The sequence below is a fragment of the Variovorax soli NBRC 106424 genome, from assembly GCF_001591385.1.
In the GTDB taxonomy this organism is placed as follows: Bacteria; Pseudomonadota; Gammaproteobacteria; order Burkholderiales; family Burkholderiaceae_C; genus Variovorax; species Variovorax soli.
In genome coordinates this window covers 1-17,057 of the sequence record NZ_BCUU01000051.1, presented here as the reverse complement: position 1 = coordinate 17,057, position 17,057 = coordinate 1, and the positions used below count along the sequence as shown (strand labels likewise).

Annotated in this window: 17 protein-coding genes; 8 read left to right on the top strand and 9 right to left on the bottom strand. The window is 69.8% G+C overall.

Going from position 1 to position 17,057, the window contains the following annotated elements:
- Positions 1–6 precede the first annotated feature (6 nt).
- From VSO01S_RS27740 to VSO01S_RS15655, 3 genes are all read right to left on the bottom strand, one after another.
- Positions 7–258, bottom strand: a complete 252-nt coding sequence (locus VSO01S_RS27740; RefSeq protein ID WP_153305277.1) for a hypothetical protein — start codon at positions 256–258, stop codon at positions 7–9.
- A 134-nt stretch (positions 259–392) separates the two neighbouring features.
- Entirely contained in the window at positions 393–1,550 is a 1,158-nt protein-coding gene (locus VSO01S_RS27165) for a type 1 periplasmic-binding domain-containing protein (protein ID WP_153305276.1), read from the bottom strand.
- Between the two features lie 117 nt (positions 1,551–1,667).
- Complete coding sequence (locus VSO01S_RS15655) at positions 1,668–1,922, bottom strand: hypothetical protein (RefSeq protein ID WP_068643744.1); 255 nt, start codon at positions 1,920–1,922, stop codon at positions 1,668–1,670.
- Positions 1,923–2,325: 403 nt separating this feature from the next.
- Between VSO01S_RS15655 and VSO01S_RS15650 the strand changes: the two genes are divergently transcribed.
- From VSO01S_RS15650 to VSO01S_RS15620, 7 genes are all read left to right on the top strand, one after another.
- A complete protein-coding gene (locus VSO01S_RS15650) occupies positions 2,326–3,006 on the top strand; it encodes an RluA family pseudouridine synthase (protein WP_068643743.1) in 681 nt (226 codons plus the stop codon).
- 79 nt (positions 3,007–3,085) lie between these two features.
- On the top strand, positions 3,086–3,802 hold the full coding sequence (locus tag VSO01S_RS15645) for an ankyrin repeat domain-containing protein (RefSeq protein WP_084241898.1): 717 nt from the start codon (positions 3,086–3,088) through the stop codon (positions 3,800–3,802).
- A 66-nt stretch (positions 3,803–3,868) separates the two neighbouring features.
- Positions 3,869–4,783 (top strand): bestrophin family protein, encoded by a 915-nt coding sequence (locus VSO01S_RS15640; RefSeq protein ID WP_068643742.1) that lies wholly within the window; start codon positions 3,869–3,871, stop codon positions 4,781–4,783.
- A gap of 16 nt (positions 4,784–4,799) precedes the next feature.
- Positions 4,800–5,702: a LysR substrate-binding domain-containing protein gene (locus VSO01S_RS15635; RefSeq protein WP_068643741.1), complete on the top strand. Its 903-nt coding sequence runs from the start codon at positions 4,800–4,802 to the stop codon at positions 5,700–5,702.
- Between the two features lie 183 nt (positions 5,703–5,885).
- On the top strand, positions 5,886–7,085 hold the full coding sequence (locus VSO01S_RS15630; RefSeq protein WP_281179836.1) for a CaiB/BaiF CoA transferase family protein: 1,200 nt from the start codon (positions 5,886–5,888) through the stop codon (positions 7,083–7,085).
- Positions 7,086–7,090: 5 nt separating this feature from the next.
- Positions 7,091–8,071 (top strand): hydroxymethylglutaryl-CoA lyase, encoded by a 981-nt coding sequence (locus VSO01S_RS15625; RefSeq protein ID WP_068643757.1) that lies wholly within the window; start codon positions 7,091–7,093, stop codon positions 8,069–8,071.
- A gap of 26 nt (positions 8,072–8,097) precedes the next feature.
- Positions 8,098–9,087 carry a Bug family tripartite tricarboxylate transporter substrate binding protein gene (locus tag VSO01S_RS15620; RefSeq protein ID WP_068643740.1) on the top strand — a complete coding sequence of 330 codons (990 nt, stop codon included), beginning with the start codon at positions 8,098–8,100 and terminating at the stop codon, positions 9,085–9,087.
- Positions 9,088–9,108: 21 nt separating this feature from the next.
- Here the strand turns inward: VSO01S_RS15620 and VSO01S_RS15615 are convergent, their stop codons facing one another.
- The 5 genes from VSO01S_RS15615 to egtB form a co-directional block, all read right to left on the bottom strand.
- The gene (locus VSO01S_RS15615; RefSeq protein WP_068643739.1) at positions 9,109–9,546 is read right to left on the bottom strand and encodes a universal stress protein; all 438 of its coding nucleotides are present in this window, start codon (positions 9,544–9,546) and stop codon (positions 9,109–9,111) included.
- Between the two features lie 155 nt (positions 9,547–9,701).
- Positions 9,702–10,445 (bottom strand): 2OG-Fe dioxygenase family protein, encoded by a 744-nt coding sequence (locus tag VSO01S_RS15610; protein WP_068643738.1) that lies wholly within the window; start codon positions 10,443–10,445, stop codon positions 9,702–9,704.
- A 13-nt stretch (positions 10,446–10,458) separates the two neighbouring features.
- Positions 10,459–10,740 carry a DUF427 domain-containing protein gene (locus VSO01S_RS15605; RefSeq protein WP_068643737.1) on the bottom strand — a complete coding sequence of 94 codons (282 nt, stop codon included), beginning with the start codon at positions 10,738–10,740 and terminating at the stop codon, positions 10,459–10,461.
- Between the two features lie 76 nt (positions 10,741–10,816).
- The gene (gene egtD / locus VSO01S_RS15600) at positions 10,817–11,824 is read right to left on the bottom strand and encodes an L-histidine N(alpha)-methyltransferase (RefSeq protein WP_068643736.1); all 1,008 of its coding nucleotides are present in this window, start codon (positions 11,822–11,824) and stop codon (positions 10,817–10,819) included.
- A 2-nt stretch (positions 11,825–11,826) separates the two neighbouring features.
- Positions 11,827–13,098 (bottom strand): ergothioneine biosynthesis protein EgtB, encoded by a 1,272-nt coding sequence (gene egtB / locus VSO01S_RS15595; RefSeq protein WP_068643735.1) that lies wholly within the window; start codon positions 13,096–13,098, stop codon positions 11,827–11,829.
- A 141-nt stretch (positions 13,099–13,239) separates the two neighbouring features.
- Here egtB and VSO01S_RS15590 point away from each other — a divergent pair, with 141 nt between their 5' ends.
- A complete protein-coding gene (locus VSO01S_RS15590) occupies positions 13,240–14,616 on the top strand; it encodes an NAD(P)/FAD-dependent oxidoreductase (RefSeq protein ID WP_068643734.1) in 1,377 nt (458 codons plus the stop codon).
- Between the two features lie 37 nt (positions 14,617–14,653).
- Here the strand turns inward: VSO01S_RS15590 and VSO01S_RS15585 are convergent.
- A partial coding sequence (locus VSO01S_RS15585) for a mechanosensitive ion channel family protein (protein ID WP_068643733.1) occupies positions 14,654–17,057 on the bottom strand: 2,404 nt, incomplete at its 5' end.

Genomic DNA, 17,057 nt, shown 5'->3' with positions numbered 1-17,057 from the left:
CGGCGTTCAGGGCGCATAGCGCACGTCGTCGTCCTTCTTGGTGGCGGCGCTGCCGTCGGTGGCGGCGTCGTCGGGCTTGGCGCTGGTGCTCGTGCCTGCGCTGCCGGCCGTGGCGGAGGTGCCGGCGCTGCCGCCGCCATCGCCGCCGCCGCAGGCGGCAAGGGTCGCGGCCAATGCCAGCGCGGCGCAGCTGCGCAGCACGCGGGCGGACCAGGGCGGGGAAAGGAAGAAGGGACTGCTGTCAGCAGCGGAACGCATCGTGAGTACTCCTCGAAGTGCCGTGGGCGGCGGAAAACGGCACGCGCCCAGGATGGAAAGTCCTGGGCGCGCACACCGAAGTCCGGGAGGCTATGGATGCGCCGTGACAGCGCCGTGAATCTGCGCGCTCGGCGTCAGCCGACAAAGTTACCGCGTGTATTGAGCAGGGTCTGGCTGACGAAGCTGCTCGCGCGGCCATGCGCATCGAAGGCCAGTTGCCAGCCGTCGAGTTCGAGCGGGCGGCGGCGCTGGAACTCGGCGAGCACCTTCGCACGCGATGCACCCGCACCGGCCGATGCCAGCACGGTGGCCGCATAGCGGCCCGCCAGGTAGCCGGCCAGGCTCACCGGCGTGGGCGCCTCGTCGAACAGGCGCTGCAGCGCCGTGCGGTAGCTGCGCACCACCGGCAGCTTGCTGGTGTGCGGGTTGGGCACCACGTCGGTGAAGATCACCGGCACCGACTTGCCGGGGTTGAGCTGCAGGAAGGTGTTGGTGTCCACGTCCGACAGGCACATGAGGTAGCGCTGCGTGCCGCGCTGCCCCAGGCCCTGGGTGAACAGCGCCAGCTCGATGGCGCCGCCCATGAACATGAGGAACATCGGCGCGCTAGCCGGCAGCTGCGCGGCAAAGGCGGCGATGTCGCGGCCCTTGGGCACCACCAGGTTGCGCGTCTTCAGCTGCAGGCGCGCGGCGATGGCCGCCATGCCGGCCTGCATGGCATCGGCATGCTGCGGGCTGGGATACACCAGGCCGAGCTCGTGCACGCCCACCACCGACAAGGTCTTGAGCACATAGCGGATCTGCTCCTCGCGCGATGCGAACAGCGCGAACAGGCGCGGGTCGTCGTCCATCCGCGGGTCGGCCAGCCAGGGCGCGACATGGGCGATGTCCAGCTTCATCTGTGCCGACTCGGCCAGGCTGGCCAGCGCCAGGCCCTCGCCCGCCGTGCCCAGCAGCGCCACCTGGCCGGTGTCGGCCTGGATGGCCTGCAGCGCGCTGCGCGCGGCCGCGGCACTGCCGTCGGTCTCCACCGTGGACAGTTGCGGCGCGGGCAGGCCGGCCTTCTTCATCTCGGCAAAGGCCAGGCGGATGCCGGTCGCGTAATCGCGCGAGAGCTGCTGCTGGTCGGGCGACATGTCCAGCAGCTGCGTCACGCGCAGGGCGCCGGCATCGGCCGCGCGCGGCTGCGCCAGGGCGGGAAAGGCAATAGTGGAAAGTGCGGCGGTGCCGCATGCACCGGCCAGACCGCGCAGCACCTGGCGCCGACCGATGGCTGAAGTCGAAAGTTTCATGGCGGGCAATGCTCGCCACCGCACATGACGGTTTGGCGACAGGGCCATGACGGCGCGTGAACTACGTCACGGCTGCCTATGCCTTCGACGTCTGGCGCGGTTCGCCGCGCACCAGCGTCACTGGCGCTGCAGTTCCGTCACCTGCAGCGAGAGATCGAACAGCTTGGCCTTGCCGGCGTAGTAGCGATCCAGCCGCCACTCTTTCAGGATGTCGATGGCCAGATCGAAATGTTCCAGGTCGAGCTGATAGATGTCGGAGATGGCAAAGCTGTGCTCGGTCTCCAGCGCCAGCACCAGCTGCGAAAGCACCAGCGCCGCGGGCTCGTTCGGACTTTGCTCGATGAAGATCCGGGCGCGCTTGATGGCGTTCATGGGAAGGTCCTTCCAGGACTTTGTGGTCGGCGCTTGGATTTTGGAGCGAACGGGCGGCGGGCAGCACAAAGCCGCAGTCGGCGAGTCTTGTATTCGCGCCCGCTGTTGGCAGCCTCGGCGGGCCAGCGAGCGCCTACTTGGCGCTGGCGCCAGCCAGCTTCAACGTCCGCCGGCCGCGCGGCGCGATGGACCACGCAGCGGCCGTGGTGGCGAGGATTCGGGTGAGGATGGAAGCTTGCATACGTGAATCGATGGCTTGGGTTCTTCTTTTTTCGGTCAATGCTGCAAAGCCTAGTGAGTGAAAGCGTCCCGCCCGTGAAAGTGCAGCAATGCCCCGTGCCGCCCTCCGGCTGTCATTGCCTTGTCACACGCGCGTGACGCACGGCGCAGGCACACTCGCCCCATGCTGCAAGTGATTCATGAAGGCGCCGATCTGCTGGTGCTGGACAAGCCCTCGGGCCTGCTGTGCGTTCCCGGCCGGGGCGCCGACAAGCAGGACTGCCTGAGCACGCGCGCCCAGCAGCGCTGGCCGGACGCGCTGGTGGTGCACCGCCTCGACATGGCCACCAGCGGGCTGGTTCTGATGGCGCGGGGCGCCGCGATGCAGCGCGCGCTGAGCCAGGCCTTTGCGCAGCAGGAGATCGACAAGTGCTACGAGGCCGTGGTCGACGGTCTGCTGCCGAAGGATGACGGCGATGGCAGCTGGCACGACATCGAGGCCCCCATCGCCGCCGACTGGCCGCGCCGGCCGCTGCGCGTGATCGACCCGGTGCAGGGCAAGCCCAGCCTGACCCGCTGGCGCGTGAAGGCCGCCCTGCCCGCAATCGGCGCCACCCATCTTCAGCTGGCTCCGCAGACCGGCCGCACGCACCAGCTGCGCGTGCACCTGACGCACATCGGGCACCCCATCCTGGGCGACGCCCTCTACGGCAGCGAGGACGTACGCTCGCGTGCGCCGCGGCTGCTGCTGCATGCCACGCGCCTGTCGCTGGCCCATCCCCTCACCGGCGAGCCGCTGTGCTTCGAGAGCGCGGCCCCGTTCGAGGGCCTGGCCATCCGTAGCACTACGGATGCGCGCTCGTAGCGGTACGACTGCCATTCGAGGGCCGTGCTTCCTATAGTCGCCGGACCGGCGCACGCCCTGAAGACGAGGTCCGATCCCCATGCCCATGCTGTCACTCTCCCGAGCCGCCGCGGCACTGGCCTGCGCCGGCGCCGCGCTGTGGGCCGTGTCGCTGCCTTCGACGGCCCAGGTGCCGCCCTCCGCCGCCGAGGCCAAGGCTTACCAGGGCCTGCACCGCGCGGCCTGGCGCGGCGACCTGCCCGAGCTCAAGCGGCTGATCGCGCAATCGGGCGGCACCAGCCTCGAGGTGCGCGACGCCTATGGCCGCACGCCGCTGCAGGTGGCCACCTACGCCCGCCAGCGCGAGGCCATCCGCCTGCTGGCGCAGGCCGGCGCATCGCTCAACGCGTTCGAGAACGACCGCTACGACGCGGTGACCATCGCCGCCGTGGCCGACGACACCAAGACGCTGGCCGTGCTGCTGGAGCTGGGCGCCAGCGCCGGCCAGACCACCAGCCGCTACGACGGCACCGCGCTCATCGCCGCCGCCCACCTGGGCCACGACGAGATCGTGCGCCAGCTGATCGCGGCCAAGGCGCCGCTGGACCATGTGAACAACCTGCATTGGACGGCGCTGATCGAATCCATCGTGCTGGGCGACGGCGGCCCGCGCCACCAGCGCACGCTGGCTTTGCTGGTGGACGCCGGCGCCAACCTGCAGCTGGCCGACCGCGAAGGCCGCACGCCGCTGCAGCTGGCCAGCGCGCGCGGCTACACCGCGATGGAGAACAAGCTGAAGGCGGCCGGCGCCCGGTAGGCGCTGCCGGCGGGCGCACGCATCGCCGAGAATCGGGGGGACAACCCGACCCCGGAGGCCCACGCGATGATCGTCCGCCCAAGACCCAACTGGCTGCGCATGCTGTTTGTCATGCGCGGCTCGGTCCTGCCGGAAATCGCGCCGCAGCTCCTGGGCACCACGGCCTTCGCGGTCGTCGTCACGCTGCTGCATGGGCATTTGTTCGCGTGGAAGATCCCGCTGAACTTCGTGCCCTTCTCGCTCATCGGCCTGACGCTGGCCATCTTCCTGGGCTTTCGCAACAGCACCAGCTATGCGCGCTACTGGGAGGCGCGCACGCATTGGGGCACGCTGCTCAACGAATCACGCGCGATGGTGCGCCAGGCCCTGACGCTTTGCGATGCGCCCGCGCAGGCCGGCTCGCTGGCGGCCCGGCTCACGGCCTTCGTCCATGCCTTGCGCCACCAGCTGCGCGCCACCGATCCGTCGGCCGACTTCGAGCGGCTGCTGGCCCAGGAGGATTGCGCCCGCCTGCAAGGCGCACGCTACAAGCCGGCCGTGCTGCTGCAGATGGTGGGCGAGTGGCTGCGCGACCGCCGACAGGCCGCCGAGCTGTCGGCGCCGCTGGTGCAGGCGATGGAAGTGCCGCTGGGCCGCCTGACCGACGCACTGGGCGGCTGCGAGCGCATCCACGGCACGCCCATTCCCTTCACCTACGCGGTCATCATCCACCGCACCATCTACCTGTACTGCGTGCTGCTGCCCTTCGGCCTGGTGGATTCCATCGGCGCGATGACGCCGGTGATCGTGGCCTTCATCGCCTACACCTTCTTCGCGCTGGAGGCGCTGAGCGCCGAGATCGAGGACCCGTTCGGCACCTCGGCCAACGACCTGGCGCTGGATGCGATGTCGGCCGGCATCGAGGCCAGCCTGCGCGAGCTGATGGGCGAAGCCTTGCCGCCGCCGCGCCCGCTCGCCGCGGGCGAGTACATCCAGACCTAGAAGGTCTGCTTGCGCCATGAACCTGCAACGCCTCGATCTCGTCTCGCTGTCGCTGTTCAACCTGATCGCACGCAGCGGCAGCATCAGCAAGGGGGCGGAACTGGCCGCATTGGCCGTGGGGGCGGCGAGCAAGCGCATCACCGACCTCGAGGCAGCGGTCGGCACGCCCCTGCTGGAGCGCCATTCCCGGGGCGTGACGCTGACGGTGGCAGGGCAGGCATTGCACCGCCACGTCCAGCGCATCCTGGGCGACGTGGATCAGATGACCGCCGACCTCTCGGACTACGCCAGCGGCCTCGTGGGCGTGGTGCGCCTGTGGTGCAACACGTCGGCCGTCACGCAATTCCTGCCCAGGGACATCGCCAGCTTCAGCGCCGACAACCCGGGCATCCGCATCGAACTGGAAGAGGAAGACAGCAGCGAGGTGGTGCTGGCCGTGCTCGACGGCCGTGCCGACGTGGGCATCTTCGCGGACCGCACGCCCGCGCACGGCCTGCAGGTGATGAACTATCGCGCCGACCGCCTGGTGCTGGTGGCGCCGCGCGGCCACGCGCTGGCGCGCCGGCGCAGCGTACGCTTCGAGGAGGCGATCGAGCACGACTTCGTGTGCCTGTCCAAGGGCACCTCGCTGGCCAAGCGGCTGCAGGCCGAAGCCGAGGCCCTCGGCCGCCGGCTGAAGACGCGCATCCAGGTGCGCAGCTTCGACGCCATGTGCCAGATGGTGGTCGCCGGCATGGGGGTTGCGGTACTGCCCAGGGAAGCGATCCAGCCGCAGGTGCAGTCCCTTCACCTGCGCCAGGTGGCGCTGGACGATGCATGGGCGCGGCGGCACCTGCTCATCGGTCTGCGCGACGCGGCGGCCGTTCCGCGCCACGTGCGCAGCTTCATCGACCATCTCTGCCAGTCTCCGGCGCCCTGAAGCCGCACGCCGGGGCGTGCCAGGGTTAACCCGGCCGTGCTTTCGCAATCCGCGAAAGCTCGCGCCGCCGCTTTTCCATTCCGCTTGCGCCGCCCCGCTTCCAGAATCGCCGCACACGCCGCCGGTGCACGCTCCCCGCGCAACACCGGCGCGACGGTCGACCGACCGCAACAGGAGACGACATTGAGCAAGCCACCCAGCGCACTCGAAGGATTGCGCGTCATCGAGATGGGCCAGCTGATCGCTGGTCCGTTCGCCGGCAAGACGCTGGCCGAGTTCGGTGCGGACGTCATCAAGATCGAGCCGCCCGGCGCCGGCGATCCGCTTCGCAACTGGCGCCTGATCAAGGAAGGAACCTCGGTCTGGTGGCAGGTGCAGTCGCGCAACAAGCGGTCCGTGGCGCTGGACCTGCGCAGCGCCGAGGGGCAGGACATCGCCCGCAAGCTGATCCGGGAAGCGGATGTGCTCATCGAGAACTTCCGTCCGGGCACCCTGGAAGGCTGGGGCATGGGTTACGACGTGCTGTCGGCACTCAACCCCGGCCTCATCATGCTGCGCATCTCCGGCTACGGCCAGACGGGCCCGTACCGCGACCTGCCGGGCTTCGGCGCCATCGGCGAGGCCATGGGCGGGCTGCGCCACCTCACCGGCGAGACGGGCCGCGTGCCGGTGCGCTGCGGCATCTCCATCGGCGACACGCTCGCGGCGCTGCACGGCACCATCGGCATCCTCACGGCGCTCTACCACCGCAAGGTCAACGGCGGCCAGGGGCAGGTGATCGACGTGGCGCTTCACGAAGCGGTGTTCAACGTCATGGAAAGCCTGATTCCCGAATACGACGCCTTCGGTGCGGTGCGCGAGGCGGCCGGCAGCGCGCTGCCGGGCATCGCGCCGTCCAACGCCTACCGCTGCAGCGACGGCTTCGTGCTCATCGCCGGCAATGGCGACAGCATCTTCAAGCGCCTGATGCAGGTGATCGGCCGTGACGACCTGGGCGGCGACGAAGGCCTGGCCAGCAATGCGGGGCGCGCGGCGCGCGTGCACGAGCTGGATGCGGCCATCGAGCAATGGACGCTGGCGCGGCCGGTGGCCCAGGTGCTGGCCGTCCTGGGCGAGGCGCGCGTGCCGGCCGGCAAGGTCTACACCGCCAAGGACATCCATCAGGATCCCCACTACCGGGCGCGCGACATGATCCTGCGGCAGGCCACGCGCGACGGCTACGAGGTCGATGTGCCGGGGGTGGTGCCCAAGCTGCTGGGCACGCCGGGCACGGTGCGAAGCGCAGCGCCGCGCCTGGGCGACGACACCGACGCGGTGCTCAGGGAGCTCGGCTTTTCAACCCAGGACATCGCCGCGCTGCGCGGCAGGAAGGTGGTTGCATGAACGACATGGCGACGCCGTGGAACGGCGCTGGACGACGCATCCACATCCAGGAAGTGGGCACGCGCGACGGCCTGCAGGTGGAGCAGGCCTTCGTGCCGACAAGGGAGAAGATCGCGCTGGTCGACCTGCTGTCGGACGCAGGCATGGCCAAGATCGAGGTGGCGGCCTTCGTATCGCCGCAGGCCATTCCGGCGCTGCGTGATGCCGAAGTGGTGATGCGCGAGATCCAGCGGCGGCCCGGCGTGACCTATACCGCGCTGGTGCCGAACGCACGCGGCGCCGAGCGCGCCATCGACGCGAAGACGGACGAGCTCAACCTGGTCATGTCGGCCAGCGAAAGCCACAACCTGTCCAACCTGCGCATGACCCGTTCGCAGTCCTTCATCGCCTTGTCCGACGTGAGCGCGCTGGCGCGGCAGGCACGCACCGCGGTGAATGTCTCTCTCTCGTGCTGCTTCGGCTGTCCGATGGAGGGCGACGTGCCCGTGTCCACCGTGCTCGGCTGGTGCGGCCGCTTCATCGACGAACTGGGCGCAGGCGGCGTGACGCTGTGCGACACCACCGGCATGGCCTACCCCGGCCAGGTCGCCGGGCTGGTCGCGGCGTTTCGCGAGCGCTGGCCGGACAAGGAGCTGACGCTGCACTTCCACAACACGCGCGGCATGGGGCTGGCCAACGTGCTGGCCGCCATCGATGCCGGCGCCGACCGCTTCGATGCGTCGCTGGGCGGCATCGGCGGCTGCCCTTATGCGCCGGGTGCCACCGGCAACGTGTGCACCGAGGAGATCGTGCATGCGCTGGCGCTGATGGGCTTTGGCACCGGCGTCGACCTGGCGCTGCTGCTGCAGGCCGCCGGCCGCCTGCCGGCACTCATCGGGCACGACGTTCCGAGCCAGATCCTGAAGGCCGGCCGGCGACTGGATCTGCATCCTCTGCCCGGCGACTTCGATGCCATCCGCGACCGCGCACTGGCGCGCGCTGCCTGAATTCAATCCAACGAAGGAGACACATCATGAACCGCAGACAACTACCCCGCATCCTTGCCGCGCTGCTCGCATCGGCGGGCATGGCCGCAGCTGGCCTCGCCATGGCCGACGAGGCCGCCTACCCCAATCGCCCCATCATGCTGGTGGTGCCCACGGCGGCGGGCGGCACCACCGACATCTCGGCGCGCATGATTGCCGATTCGCTGGGCAAGGCGCTCGGCCAGTCGGTGGTGGTGGACAACAAGGGCGGCGGCAACGGCGCCATCGCGGCCATGGCGGTCAAGCGCGCCGAGCCCAACGGCTATACGCTGCTCATGCAGTATTCGGGCTACCACGTGATCACGCCGCACGTGAGCACGCAAAAGCCGCAGTGGAGCGCAGACGACTTCCGGCCGGTCGCCAACGTGCTGAGCGCGCCGCAGGTGATCGTGGTGCGCGAGGGGCTGCCGGTGAAGACCCTGCCGGAGCTGATCGCCTATGCCAAGGCCAATCCCGGCAAGCTGACCTACGCGTCGTCGGGCAACGGCTCGCTGCAGCACGTGACTGGCGCCATGCTGGAACAGCAGGCCGGCATCCAGCTGATGCACGTGCCCTACAAGGGAACCGGGCCCGCACTGCAGGACCTGCTGGGCGGCCAGGTGGACATGACCTTTGGCACGCCCCCGCCCTTCATGCCGCACATCCAGGCCGGCAAGCTGCGCGCACTGGCGGTCACCGGCAAGTCGCGCCTGCCTTCCCTGCCGGGCGTGCCCACGGCGGCCGAAGCCGGCATGCCCAAGCTGGATGCCACGTCGTGGTTCGCCATGTTCGCGCCGGCCAAGACGCCCCAAGCCGTGGTCGACAAGTTGAACGTCGAGATCGCGAAGATCGCGTCCAGCCCGGCCTTCCAGCAGAAGGCCGCCGAGCAAGGCGCCACGGCCGACTACATGGACGCGAAGAAGCTGGGCGAATTCAGCCGGCAGGAATTCTTCCGCTGGGGACAGGTGGTGAAGGTCTCGAAGATCGAGGGAGACTGAAGCTCCGGCCTTGCAGGGGTGCTAACTGCGCACCACCAGCACCGGAATGTGCGCGTCCTGCAGCACGCGCTGCGTCACGCTGCCCAGCAGCAGCTTCTCGATGCCGTGGCGCCCGTGCGAGCCCATCACGATCAGGTCGCAGCCCAGCGCGTTGGCGGTGTCGACAATGCCTTCGTGCACCACATGGCCGTCGATCACGCGCTGGTCGCTGTGCAGGCCTTCGGCGGCCAGGGCCGCCACGCCGCGTGCCAGCGCGGCATTGGCGCTGGAGGTGGCCGCCGCCAGGTATTCGTTCTGCCCGAGGGCATAGTCGGCGCCCACCCCGATGAAGGGATAGTTGTCGATCACGTGAATCAGCGTGATGCGGCTGCCGAAGGCCAGCGCCAGGCCGCTGGCCTTGCTGACCGCCGTCATGGAGGCATCGGAGCCGTCGATCGGAACCAGGATGTGGTTGAACATGATGGGACCTCGCTTTCTTCTGATGATTCCTTGCCGGCAGTGCGGCCACGGGCCCGAATGTACAGACTCCGCGGCTGCGCAAGTGTAGGACTCACCCGGCCGCCCAGGGTTCACCCGGAACAGCGAGGCCGCACCGATTCGGCGCCAGCGAGAGCCTAGTCGCCCTGGAAACCCCCGGCCCGGCAGGTCACCACCAGCGTGTCGCGCCAGCCGGATTCGCCCTCGGCCAGCGGCTGGATCGGCGTGGTCTCGTGGATGACGCGCTCGTCGTCCAGCAGCAGCAGCGTCCACGGCTCGGTCATGGTGAAGCGCTCGCCGCGCCGGCCGGCCGCTTCGAACACGCGGGTTTCGCCGCCCTTGACGTTGTGGCGGCCCACCAGGGCCACCGCCACCAGGTCGACGCCGTCGCGGTGCGCGCCCTCGGGCGTGGGCCGGCCGATGCCGCCGGCGGTGTCGATGCGGAACTGGTGCGCCTCGATGTACCAGGGCTGTGCGCCGCGCAGGGCGCTGGCCGCCTCGGCCAGCCTGCGCATCAGCTGCTGCCACGCCGGTTGCGCCACGCTGGCTTCGAGCATGGGCGCGAACCAGCGCTGCATGCCGCCGTGCAGCGCGTTGTATTCCACCGGCTGCCAGTGCGCGCGGTGCGGCACCTGGCGCAGCGCCCCGCCCTGTTCTGCCACGAAGCAGGCATGGCGGCGCGTGCGGTAGCGCCCGCCATCCTTGAGGTAGTCGTCGGGCGGCAGGGCGTCCCAGTCGGCGCGCAGCGCCTCCAGTTCGGACAGGGGCATGTCCATCCACTGGGCGAGCCCTTGCGGGGCCAGCACGGCGTAGCCGTCTTCCGCCAGGGCGGTGCTCAGGTGCTCCGGCGTGGTGGCCGGCGGCGAGAAGTCCTTGCTCATGGACGCGCCGGCTTCACGACTCGACCTTGACGCCCTTCCAGAAGGCCACGCGGTCGCGCACCATCTCGGCTTCGGGCTTGGGGTCGGCGTAGTACCAGACTGCGTCGGCGTTGAGTTCGCCGTTGACCAGCAGCGAGTAGTAGCTGGCCGAGCCCTTCCAGGGGCAGGTGGTGCGGTGGTTGCTGAAGGTGACGTAGTCGCGGTTGAGCGACGACGCCGGAAAGTAGTGGTTGCCTTCGACGACCACGGTGTCGTCGCTCTCGGCGATGGTCACGCCGTTCCAGGTAGCTTTCATTGCAAGGAATCTCCAGGCCGGCCCCTCTCCTGGCCGACGGACTGTCGGATTCTGGGTCGGCGGGGTGCCGGCCGGCCTATTGTGCGGCAGGCAGCCAATGCACGCTGAACAGGCGCTCGGGGTCGGTCCATACCGGGCCGATGCCGAAGCCCGCGCGCGCCGCCAGGGTGCGCAGGCCTTCCACGGTGAACTTGTGCGAGTTCTCGGTGTGGATGGTCTCCGCCTCGGCAAAGTGCAGGCTCTCGCCCAGCAGGTTCACCGTCTGCGCGCTGCGGCTGACCAGGTGCATCTCGATGCGCTGGTGCGGCGCGTTGTAGAAGGCCGTGTGGGCAAAGCCGGCCAGGTCGAAGTTCGCGCCCAGTTCGGCATTGGCGCGGGCCAGCAGGTTGAGGTTGAAGCGCGCGGTGATGCCCTGCGCGTCGTTGTACGCGGCATGCAGGCGCGCCGGGTCCTTCACCAGGTCCACGCCCAGCAGCAGGCCGCCGCCGCGCAGCACGCGCGCCGCGCTCTGCAAGAAGGACAGCGCTTCCGCCGGGCTGAAGTTGCCCAGCGTCGAGCCCGGGAAGAAGCCCACGCGCATGCCGCTGCCCTCGGGCTTGGGCGGCAGGGAGAAGGCGCGGGTGTAGTCCGCCACCAGCGGCTGCACGTCCAGGCCCGCATAGTCCGCGCGCAGGCCCTGGGCGGCCTGCTCGAGGTGCTCGCCCGAGATGTCGATGGGCACGAAGCGGCGCGGCGTCTTCAGCGCATCGAGCAGCAGCCGCACCTTGCGCAGCGATCCCGCGCCGAACTCGATGATCTCGGCGTCGGGCCCGATCTGCTGCGCGATCTCGCCGGCATGGCGCGTCAGGATGGAAAGCTCGGTGCGGGTCGGGTAGTACTCGGGCAATTCGCAGATGGCATCGAACAGCCGCGAGCCGGCCGCGTCGTAGAAGAACTTGGGCGAAATGCTGCGCGGCCTGCTCTTGAGACCGGCCAGCAGCTCGCGCCCGAAGCTGCTGCCCTCGCCTTCCTCGTCGTCCTTCGGTTCCTGTGCGGCAGCCTCGAAGGCATTGAACGGTGCAGAAGAAGAAGAAGAAAAGCGCATGGTCATAGCTCCTTGGCGAGCCGCAGCCCGGAAAACTGCCAGCGGGCCGCTGGGGGAAAGAAGTTGCGGTACGTGGGCCGGGTGTGGCCCGCCGGCGTGGCAATGCTGCCGCCGCGCAGCACCAGCTGGCCCACCATGAACTTGCCGTTGTATTCGGCAGCCACGCCGGCCAGCGGCTTGAAGCCGGGGTACGGGTCGTAGGAGGAGCGCGTCCATTGCCAGACATGGCCCGTGAGTTCACGCATGCCCTGCACAGCACTGGCCGCTTCCCATTCGAATTCGGTGGGCAGCCGCGCGCCGGCCCATTCGGCGAAGGCGGCGGCTTCGTAGAAGCTGAGTTGCGAGACAGGGGCCTGCGGATCCAGCGGCCGCGCGCCGTGCAGGCCGAACACCTGCCAGCCCTTGGCATTGCCTGCATCCTGGTGTGCGCGGCGCGGATCGTCGGGCGCCAGCCAGTAGGCCGGCGCGTGCCAGCCCTGGGCCTGCACCACGGCCCAGCCGTCCGACAGCCACAGCTGCGGGTTGCGGTAGCCGCCGTCCTCGACGAACTGCAGGTACTCGCCGCAGTTCACCAGCCGGTCCGCGATGCGATAGGGCTGCAGCAGCGCGTTGTGCCTGGGCGTTTCGTTGTCGAAGGAAAAGCCTTCCCCGGCCGCGTGTCCCACCTGCACCACGCCGCCGTGCATCTCGATCCAGGCCGGCGGCGACGGCTGCGCCGCCAGGCGCAGCGCCGGCACGGGAGACGGGTCGTAGGCCGGCAGCAGCGGGTTGCACGAGAACGCATGCAGGATGTCGGTGAGCAGCAGCTCCTGGTGCTGCTGCTCGTGGTTCAGGCCCAGGGTGACGACGGCTTCCACCTCGCGCCGGTGCGCCTCGCCGGCGGCGGGCGCCTCGGCCAGCAGCTTGTGCACGGCCGCGTCCACATGTTCGCGGTACGCATGCACCTCGGCCAGCGTCGGCCGGGTGAGCAGCCCGCGCTGCGGGCGCGGATGGCGCGGCCCCAGGGCCTCGTAGTAGGAGTTGAACAGGTACTGGTAGTGCCGGTCGAAGGGCTGGTAGTTCGCCAGGTGCGGCATGAGCAGCACCGTCTCGAAGAACCAGGTGGTGTGCGCCAGGTGCCACTTGGTGGGGCTGGCATCCGGCATCGACTGGATGCACTGGTCTTCCGCGGACAGGGGCGAGGCCAGCAGCAGGCTGTGCGCACGCACGTCGCGATAGCGCCGAGACAGCAGCGCACCGCTCGCCGCCTGCAGTTGGGTGCCGGAGATGGTCATGGGTTGCTCCGTTCTTCTTTCTGGCGGGGCCAAACCGCGTTTCTAGCCGATTTCGAAGAAAAAGGTCGGTAGGACAAGGCCCCCATCTGGCCGGCTCCTGACAACGTTCTGTCAGGAGGGGTGCTGCGTATCATGGGGCGCATGAGCAGCAGCACCTCTTCTCCCCCGGCATCCCGGGCGGCAACGGCGGCAGCAAGGACAAGGCCGCACATCGTGATCATCGGCTGCGGCTTCGGCGGCCTGGAAGCCACCCGCGCACTGCAGCGCGCCGAGGTGGACATCACCGTCATCGAGCGGACCAACCACCACCTGTTCCAGCCCCTGCTCTACCAGGTGGCCACGGCGGGCCTGGCGGCGCCCTCGATCGCCGCGCCGGTGCGCGTGCTGTTTCGCCGCTACCCCAACGTGACGACGCTGCTGGGCGAAGTCGGCGGCGTGGACCCCGCGGCGCGCAAGGTCGAGCTCAAGGACGGCACGCAGATCGGCTACGACCACCTGATCGTGGCCGCTGGCGCCACCCACAGCTACTTCGGCCGCGACGACTGGGCGGAGAACGCGCCGGGCCTCAAGACGCTGGCCGACGCCTTCGACATCCGCCGCCGCATGCTGATGTCCTTCGAGGCGGCCGAGCGCGAGCCCGATGCGCAGCGACAGCGCGCCCTGCTCACCTTCGCGGTGATCGGCGCCGGCCCCACCGGCGTGGAAATGGCCGGCACCATGGCCGAGATCGCGCGGCACACGCTGTCGGGCGAGTTCCGCCGCATCGACCCCGGCAGCGCCGAGGTGCTGCTGATCGAAGGCGGCTCGCGCGTGCTGCAGGCCATGCCCGAGGAACTGAGCGCCAAGGCGCTGGTGCAGCTGCAAAAGCTCGGCGTGCAGGTGCGGCTCGATTCGCGCGTGACCGACATCGATGCCACCGGCCTGTCGATCCAGCGGGCCGACGGCAGCAGCGAGCGCATCGACAGCCGCTGCATCGTGTGGGCCGCGGGCGTGGCGGCATCGCCGCTGGGCCGCCTGCTGGGCGATGCCACCGGCGTGCCGGTGGACCGCGCCGGGCGCATCAAGGTCGAGCCCGACCTGAGCCTGGCCGGCCACCCCGAGATCAGCGTGGTGGGCGACCTGGCGGCCGCCATGAGCCATGTGCCGGGCAAGGAACCCAAGCCGGTGCCCGGCGTGTCGCCGGGCGCCAAGCAGATGGGGCGCACGGCGGCGGCCAACATCCTCGCGCGCCTGGCCGGCCGGCCCACGCAGGCCTTCAGGTACCGCGACTACGGCAACCTGGCCACCATCGGCCGCAACTCGGCGGTGGTGGACCTGGCCACGCCGTTCGGCCCCTTGCGGATGAGCGGGCGCATTGCCTGGCAGTTCTGGCTGTTTGCGCACGTGTACTTCCTCATCGGCTTTCGCAACCGGCTGGTGGTGCTGATGGACTGGGCCAGCGCGTACTGGAGCTTCCAGCGCTATGCGCGCGTGGTGCCGGACGTGCCGGAGATGAAGAAGAAGCCGCAGCAGCCATGAAGAGCTGCCGGGGCATCCATGCGCCCCGGCCGCCGGCTCATGCCGCGGGGCCGACGGGCCTCGCGCCAAGCATCGCGCCGGCTTCCTCCGACACGCTGCGCAGGTGCAGGTCCTGCTGCGGATACGGGATCTCGATGCCCGCCTCGCCCAGCGCGCGATGGATGCGCATGGCCAGGTCGCTGCGGATGTTCAGCCAGTTGTCGGCATCGTAGGTCCATGCGCGCACGCTGAAGTCCAGCGCGTGGTGGCCGAACTCCATGAACAGCGCCGCCGGTGCCGGCCGGCTGGCCACGCCGGGCGTCTGCGAGGCCGTGGTGCACAGGATCTCGCTCACCTGGCCGGGGTTGGCGCCGTAGGCCACGCCCACGTGGATCTCGATGCGGCGGCTGGCATCGCGCAGGGTCCAGTTGGTGAGGTTGTTGGTGACGAGCGCGCTGTTGGGCACCACCACGTCCGCGCCGTCGAAGGTGCGGATGGTGGTGGCGCGCAGGCCGATCTCGCCGACGGTGCCCGAGGTCCCGCCCACATCCACCGTGTCGCCGGGCTGGATGGGCCGCTCGAACATCAGCACCAGGCCCGCCACGAAATTGGCCACCACGCCCTGCAGGCCGAAGCCGATGCCCACGCCCAGCGCGCCGAACACGATGGTCAGCTGGCTCACCTTGAAACCGGCGGCCGACAGGGCCACCAGCAGCCCCACCACCAGCACGCCGTAATAGGTGAGCGAAGCCACGCTGTTGCCCACGCCGCGCGAGACCTTCAAGCGGGCCAGCACCTCGTCGTGCACCAGGGCGCGGATGCCGCGCGCCACCCAGAAGGAAATCAGCACGGCGACGAGGAACACCAGCACGTCGCCCAGGCTGATGGAGATCTCGCCCACCTCCGCCTTCACCGCAAGCACCGAGCTGAGCGCGCCGTAGACCGGGCGGAAGATGCGAAAGCGCTCCATCGCATAGACCAGCCAGCCGATGCCGGCGCCCAGCATGAGCAGGCGCAAGCCCAGTTGCGGCAGCGGGGCGGACGGCTGCTGCGCAGACGACGGCCGGTCGAACAGCCACCCCAGGAGTGCGGCGCATGCACCGACCGCCGCATAGAGCATCAGGGCCAGGTAGCCGCTGTCGATCACGCCGCCCGCCAGGGTTTCGGCCAGCGAAACATTGCCCACGACATTGGCCGCCAGCGAGACGAGGAACAGCGCGACGCCGCACCAGGCCACCACGCGCAGCTGCGCGCTCCAGCGCCAGCGCTCTTTCGCCTGCGCATCGCCGGCGCCCGAGGAACGCCGCAGCAGCCACAGCATGGCCGCGATACCCAGCAGGCACAGCACGATCAGGTAGAAGCGATAGAGCAGCAGGCTGGCCGAGATGAGGAAGCCCAGGCGCATCATCAGGAACAGCGCGCTCGCCGCGTAGGGCCAGGCGCCCAGGTAGCGGCGGGCCTCGGGCGGGATCAGCCGCAGCACCGGAACCATGGCGATGAGCATCGCGGCCTCGTGCACCAGCAGCGGCGCGTCGGGCTCGAGGACGAACACGCCGATCATCGCCAGCAGCACCCACAGCGACAACGGACGCGACAGCGCATACACCGGCCGGACCGCGTCGGCACCGGCGCGCGCCGCACTGCGCCGCGCGCGCACCGACATCCAGATCACCAGCGGCAGCAGCAGCACCTGCACGATGTGCAGCACCATCGGCCGCTCATTCCCGCTGCTGCCGTACTCCTTGGCGAAGCGCGTCTCGACGTCCAGGCCCTGGCGCAATGATGCGGCCATGTTCACCGCGCCCGCATCGGCGGCGGCCCGGGCCGACCAGATCGGCGCGGTGTCGATGCGAAGGAGGCGCCGGTCGATCTCCTCGATGGCCTGCGCCACCGCACCCTCGCCCTGGCGGATGCGCGCACCCAGCTCGCTGCCGCGCTGCCTCAGGTCGATCTGCTTTTCCAGCGGCACGGCCAGGCGCGCCTCGGCCTGCTTCAGCGCGGCGATCAGGCCGTCGACCCGGCCGGCCATGACCGCGGGCAGTTCGCCGCCGGCAATGCGCTGGCGCTGCGCTTCCCAGTCGATGCGGCGCTTGCTGAGCGCGGCCGCATCTTCCAGCAAAGGGCCGCCCACGCGCTTGAGTTCGGCCTGCCAATCCTCGAAGCGGCTGCGGTCGAAGCGCCAGTGCCGCGCCATGCTTTCCAGGCGCATCACCGGCATCTTGCGCAGCTCCCTCGGGGGGTAGGCCTTGATCATCGCGTCGACCGAGGCGGAAATGCTTTCCAGCCGCGTGGACAGTTCCTGGCTGCGGTCCGTCTCGGCAGCCTCGCCCTCGACCCGCGCAACCAGTTGCTCGTCGGCGTCTGCGCGCAAGGCCAGCTCGGCCAGGGTGGCGGGTGCGGCAGCTGCCGTTGGCGCCGGCGCTGCGTCAGCCGGCGCGGCGCCGCCGGGCGGCGCCTGCGCG

Excerpts from the sequence above, each read along its gene's own strand:
- VSO01S_RS15650 (WP_068643743.1), top strand. The coding sequence starts at position 2,326 with ATGCTGCAAGTGATTCATGAAGGCGCCGATCTGCTGGTGCTGGACAAG.
- VSO01S_RS15605 (WP_068643737.1), bottom strand. The coding sequence starts at position 10,740 with ATGAAAGCTACCTGGAACGGCGTGACCATCGCCGAGAGCGACGACACC.
- VSO01S_RS15610 (WP_068643738.1), bottom strand. The coding sequence starts at position 10,445 with ATGAGCAAGGACTTCTCGCCGCCGGCCACCACGCCGGAGCACCTGAGC.
- VSO01S_RS27740 (WP_153305277.1), bottom strand. The coding sequence starts at position 258 with ATGCGTTCCGCTGCTGACAGCAGTCCCTTCTTCCTTTCCCCGCCCTGG.
- VSO01S_RS15620 (WP_068643740.1), top strand. The coding sequence starts at position 8,098 with ATGAACCGCAGACAACTACCCCGCATCCTTGCCGCGCTGCTCGCATCG.
- VSO01S_RS15590 (WP_068643734.1), top strand. The coding sequence starts at position 13,240 with ATGAGCAGCAGCACCTCTTCTCCCCCGGCATCCCGGGCGGCAACGGCG.
- VSO01S_RS15625 (WP_068643757.1), top strand. The coding sequence starts at position 7,091 with ATGGCGACGCCGTGGAACGGCGCTGGACGACGCATCCACATCCAGGAA.
- VSO01S_RS27165 (WP_153305276.1), bottom strand. The coding sequence starts at position 1,550 with ATGAAACTTTCGACTTCAGCCATCGGTCGGCGCCAGGTGCTGCGCGGT.
- egtD (WP_068643736.1), bottom strand. The coding sequence starts at position 11,824 with ATGCGCTTTTCTTCTTCTTCTTCTGCACCGTTCAATGCCTTCGAGGCT.
- VSO01S_RS15655 (WP_068643744.1), bottom strand. The coding sequence starts at position 1,922 with ATGAACGCCATCAAGCGCGCCCGGATCTTCATCGAGCAAAGTCCGAAC.
- VSO01S_RS15640 (WP_068643742.1), top strand. The coding sequence starts at position 3,869 with ATGATCGTCCGCCCAAGACCCAACTGGCTGCGCATGCTGTTTGTCATG.
- VSO01S_RS15615 (WP_068643739.1), bottom strand. The coding sequence starts at position 9,546 with ATGTTCAACCACATCCTGGTTCCGATCGACGGCTCCGATGCCTCCATG.
- egtB (WP_068643735.1), bottom strand. The coding sequence starts at position 13,098 with ATGACCATCTCCGGCACCCAACTGCAGGCGGCGAGCGGTGCGCTGCTG.
- VSO01S_RS15635 (WP_068643741.1), top strand. The coding sequence starts at position 4,800 with ATGAACCTGCAACGCCTCGATCTCGTCTCGCTGTCGCTGTTCAACCTG.
- VSO01S_RS15645 (WP_084241898.1), top strand. The coding sequence starts at position 3,086 with ATGCCCATGCTGTCACTCTCCCGAGCCGCCGCGGCACTGGCCTGCGCC.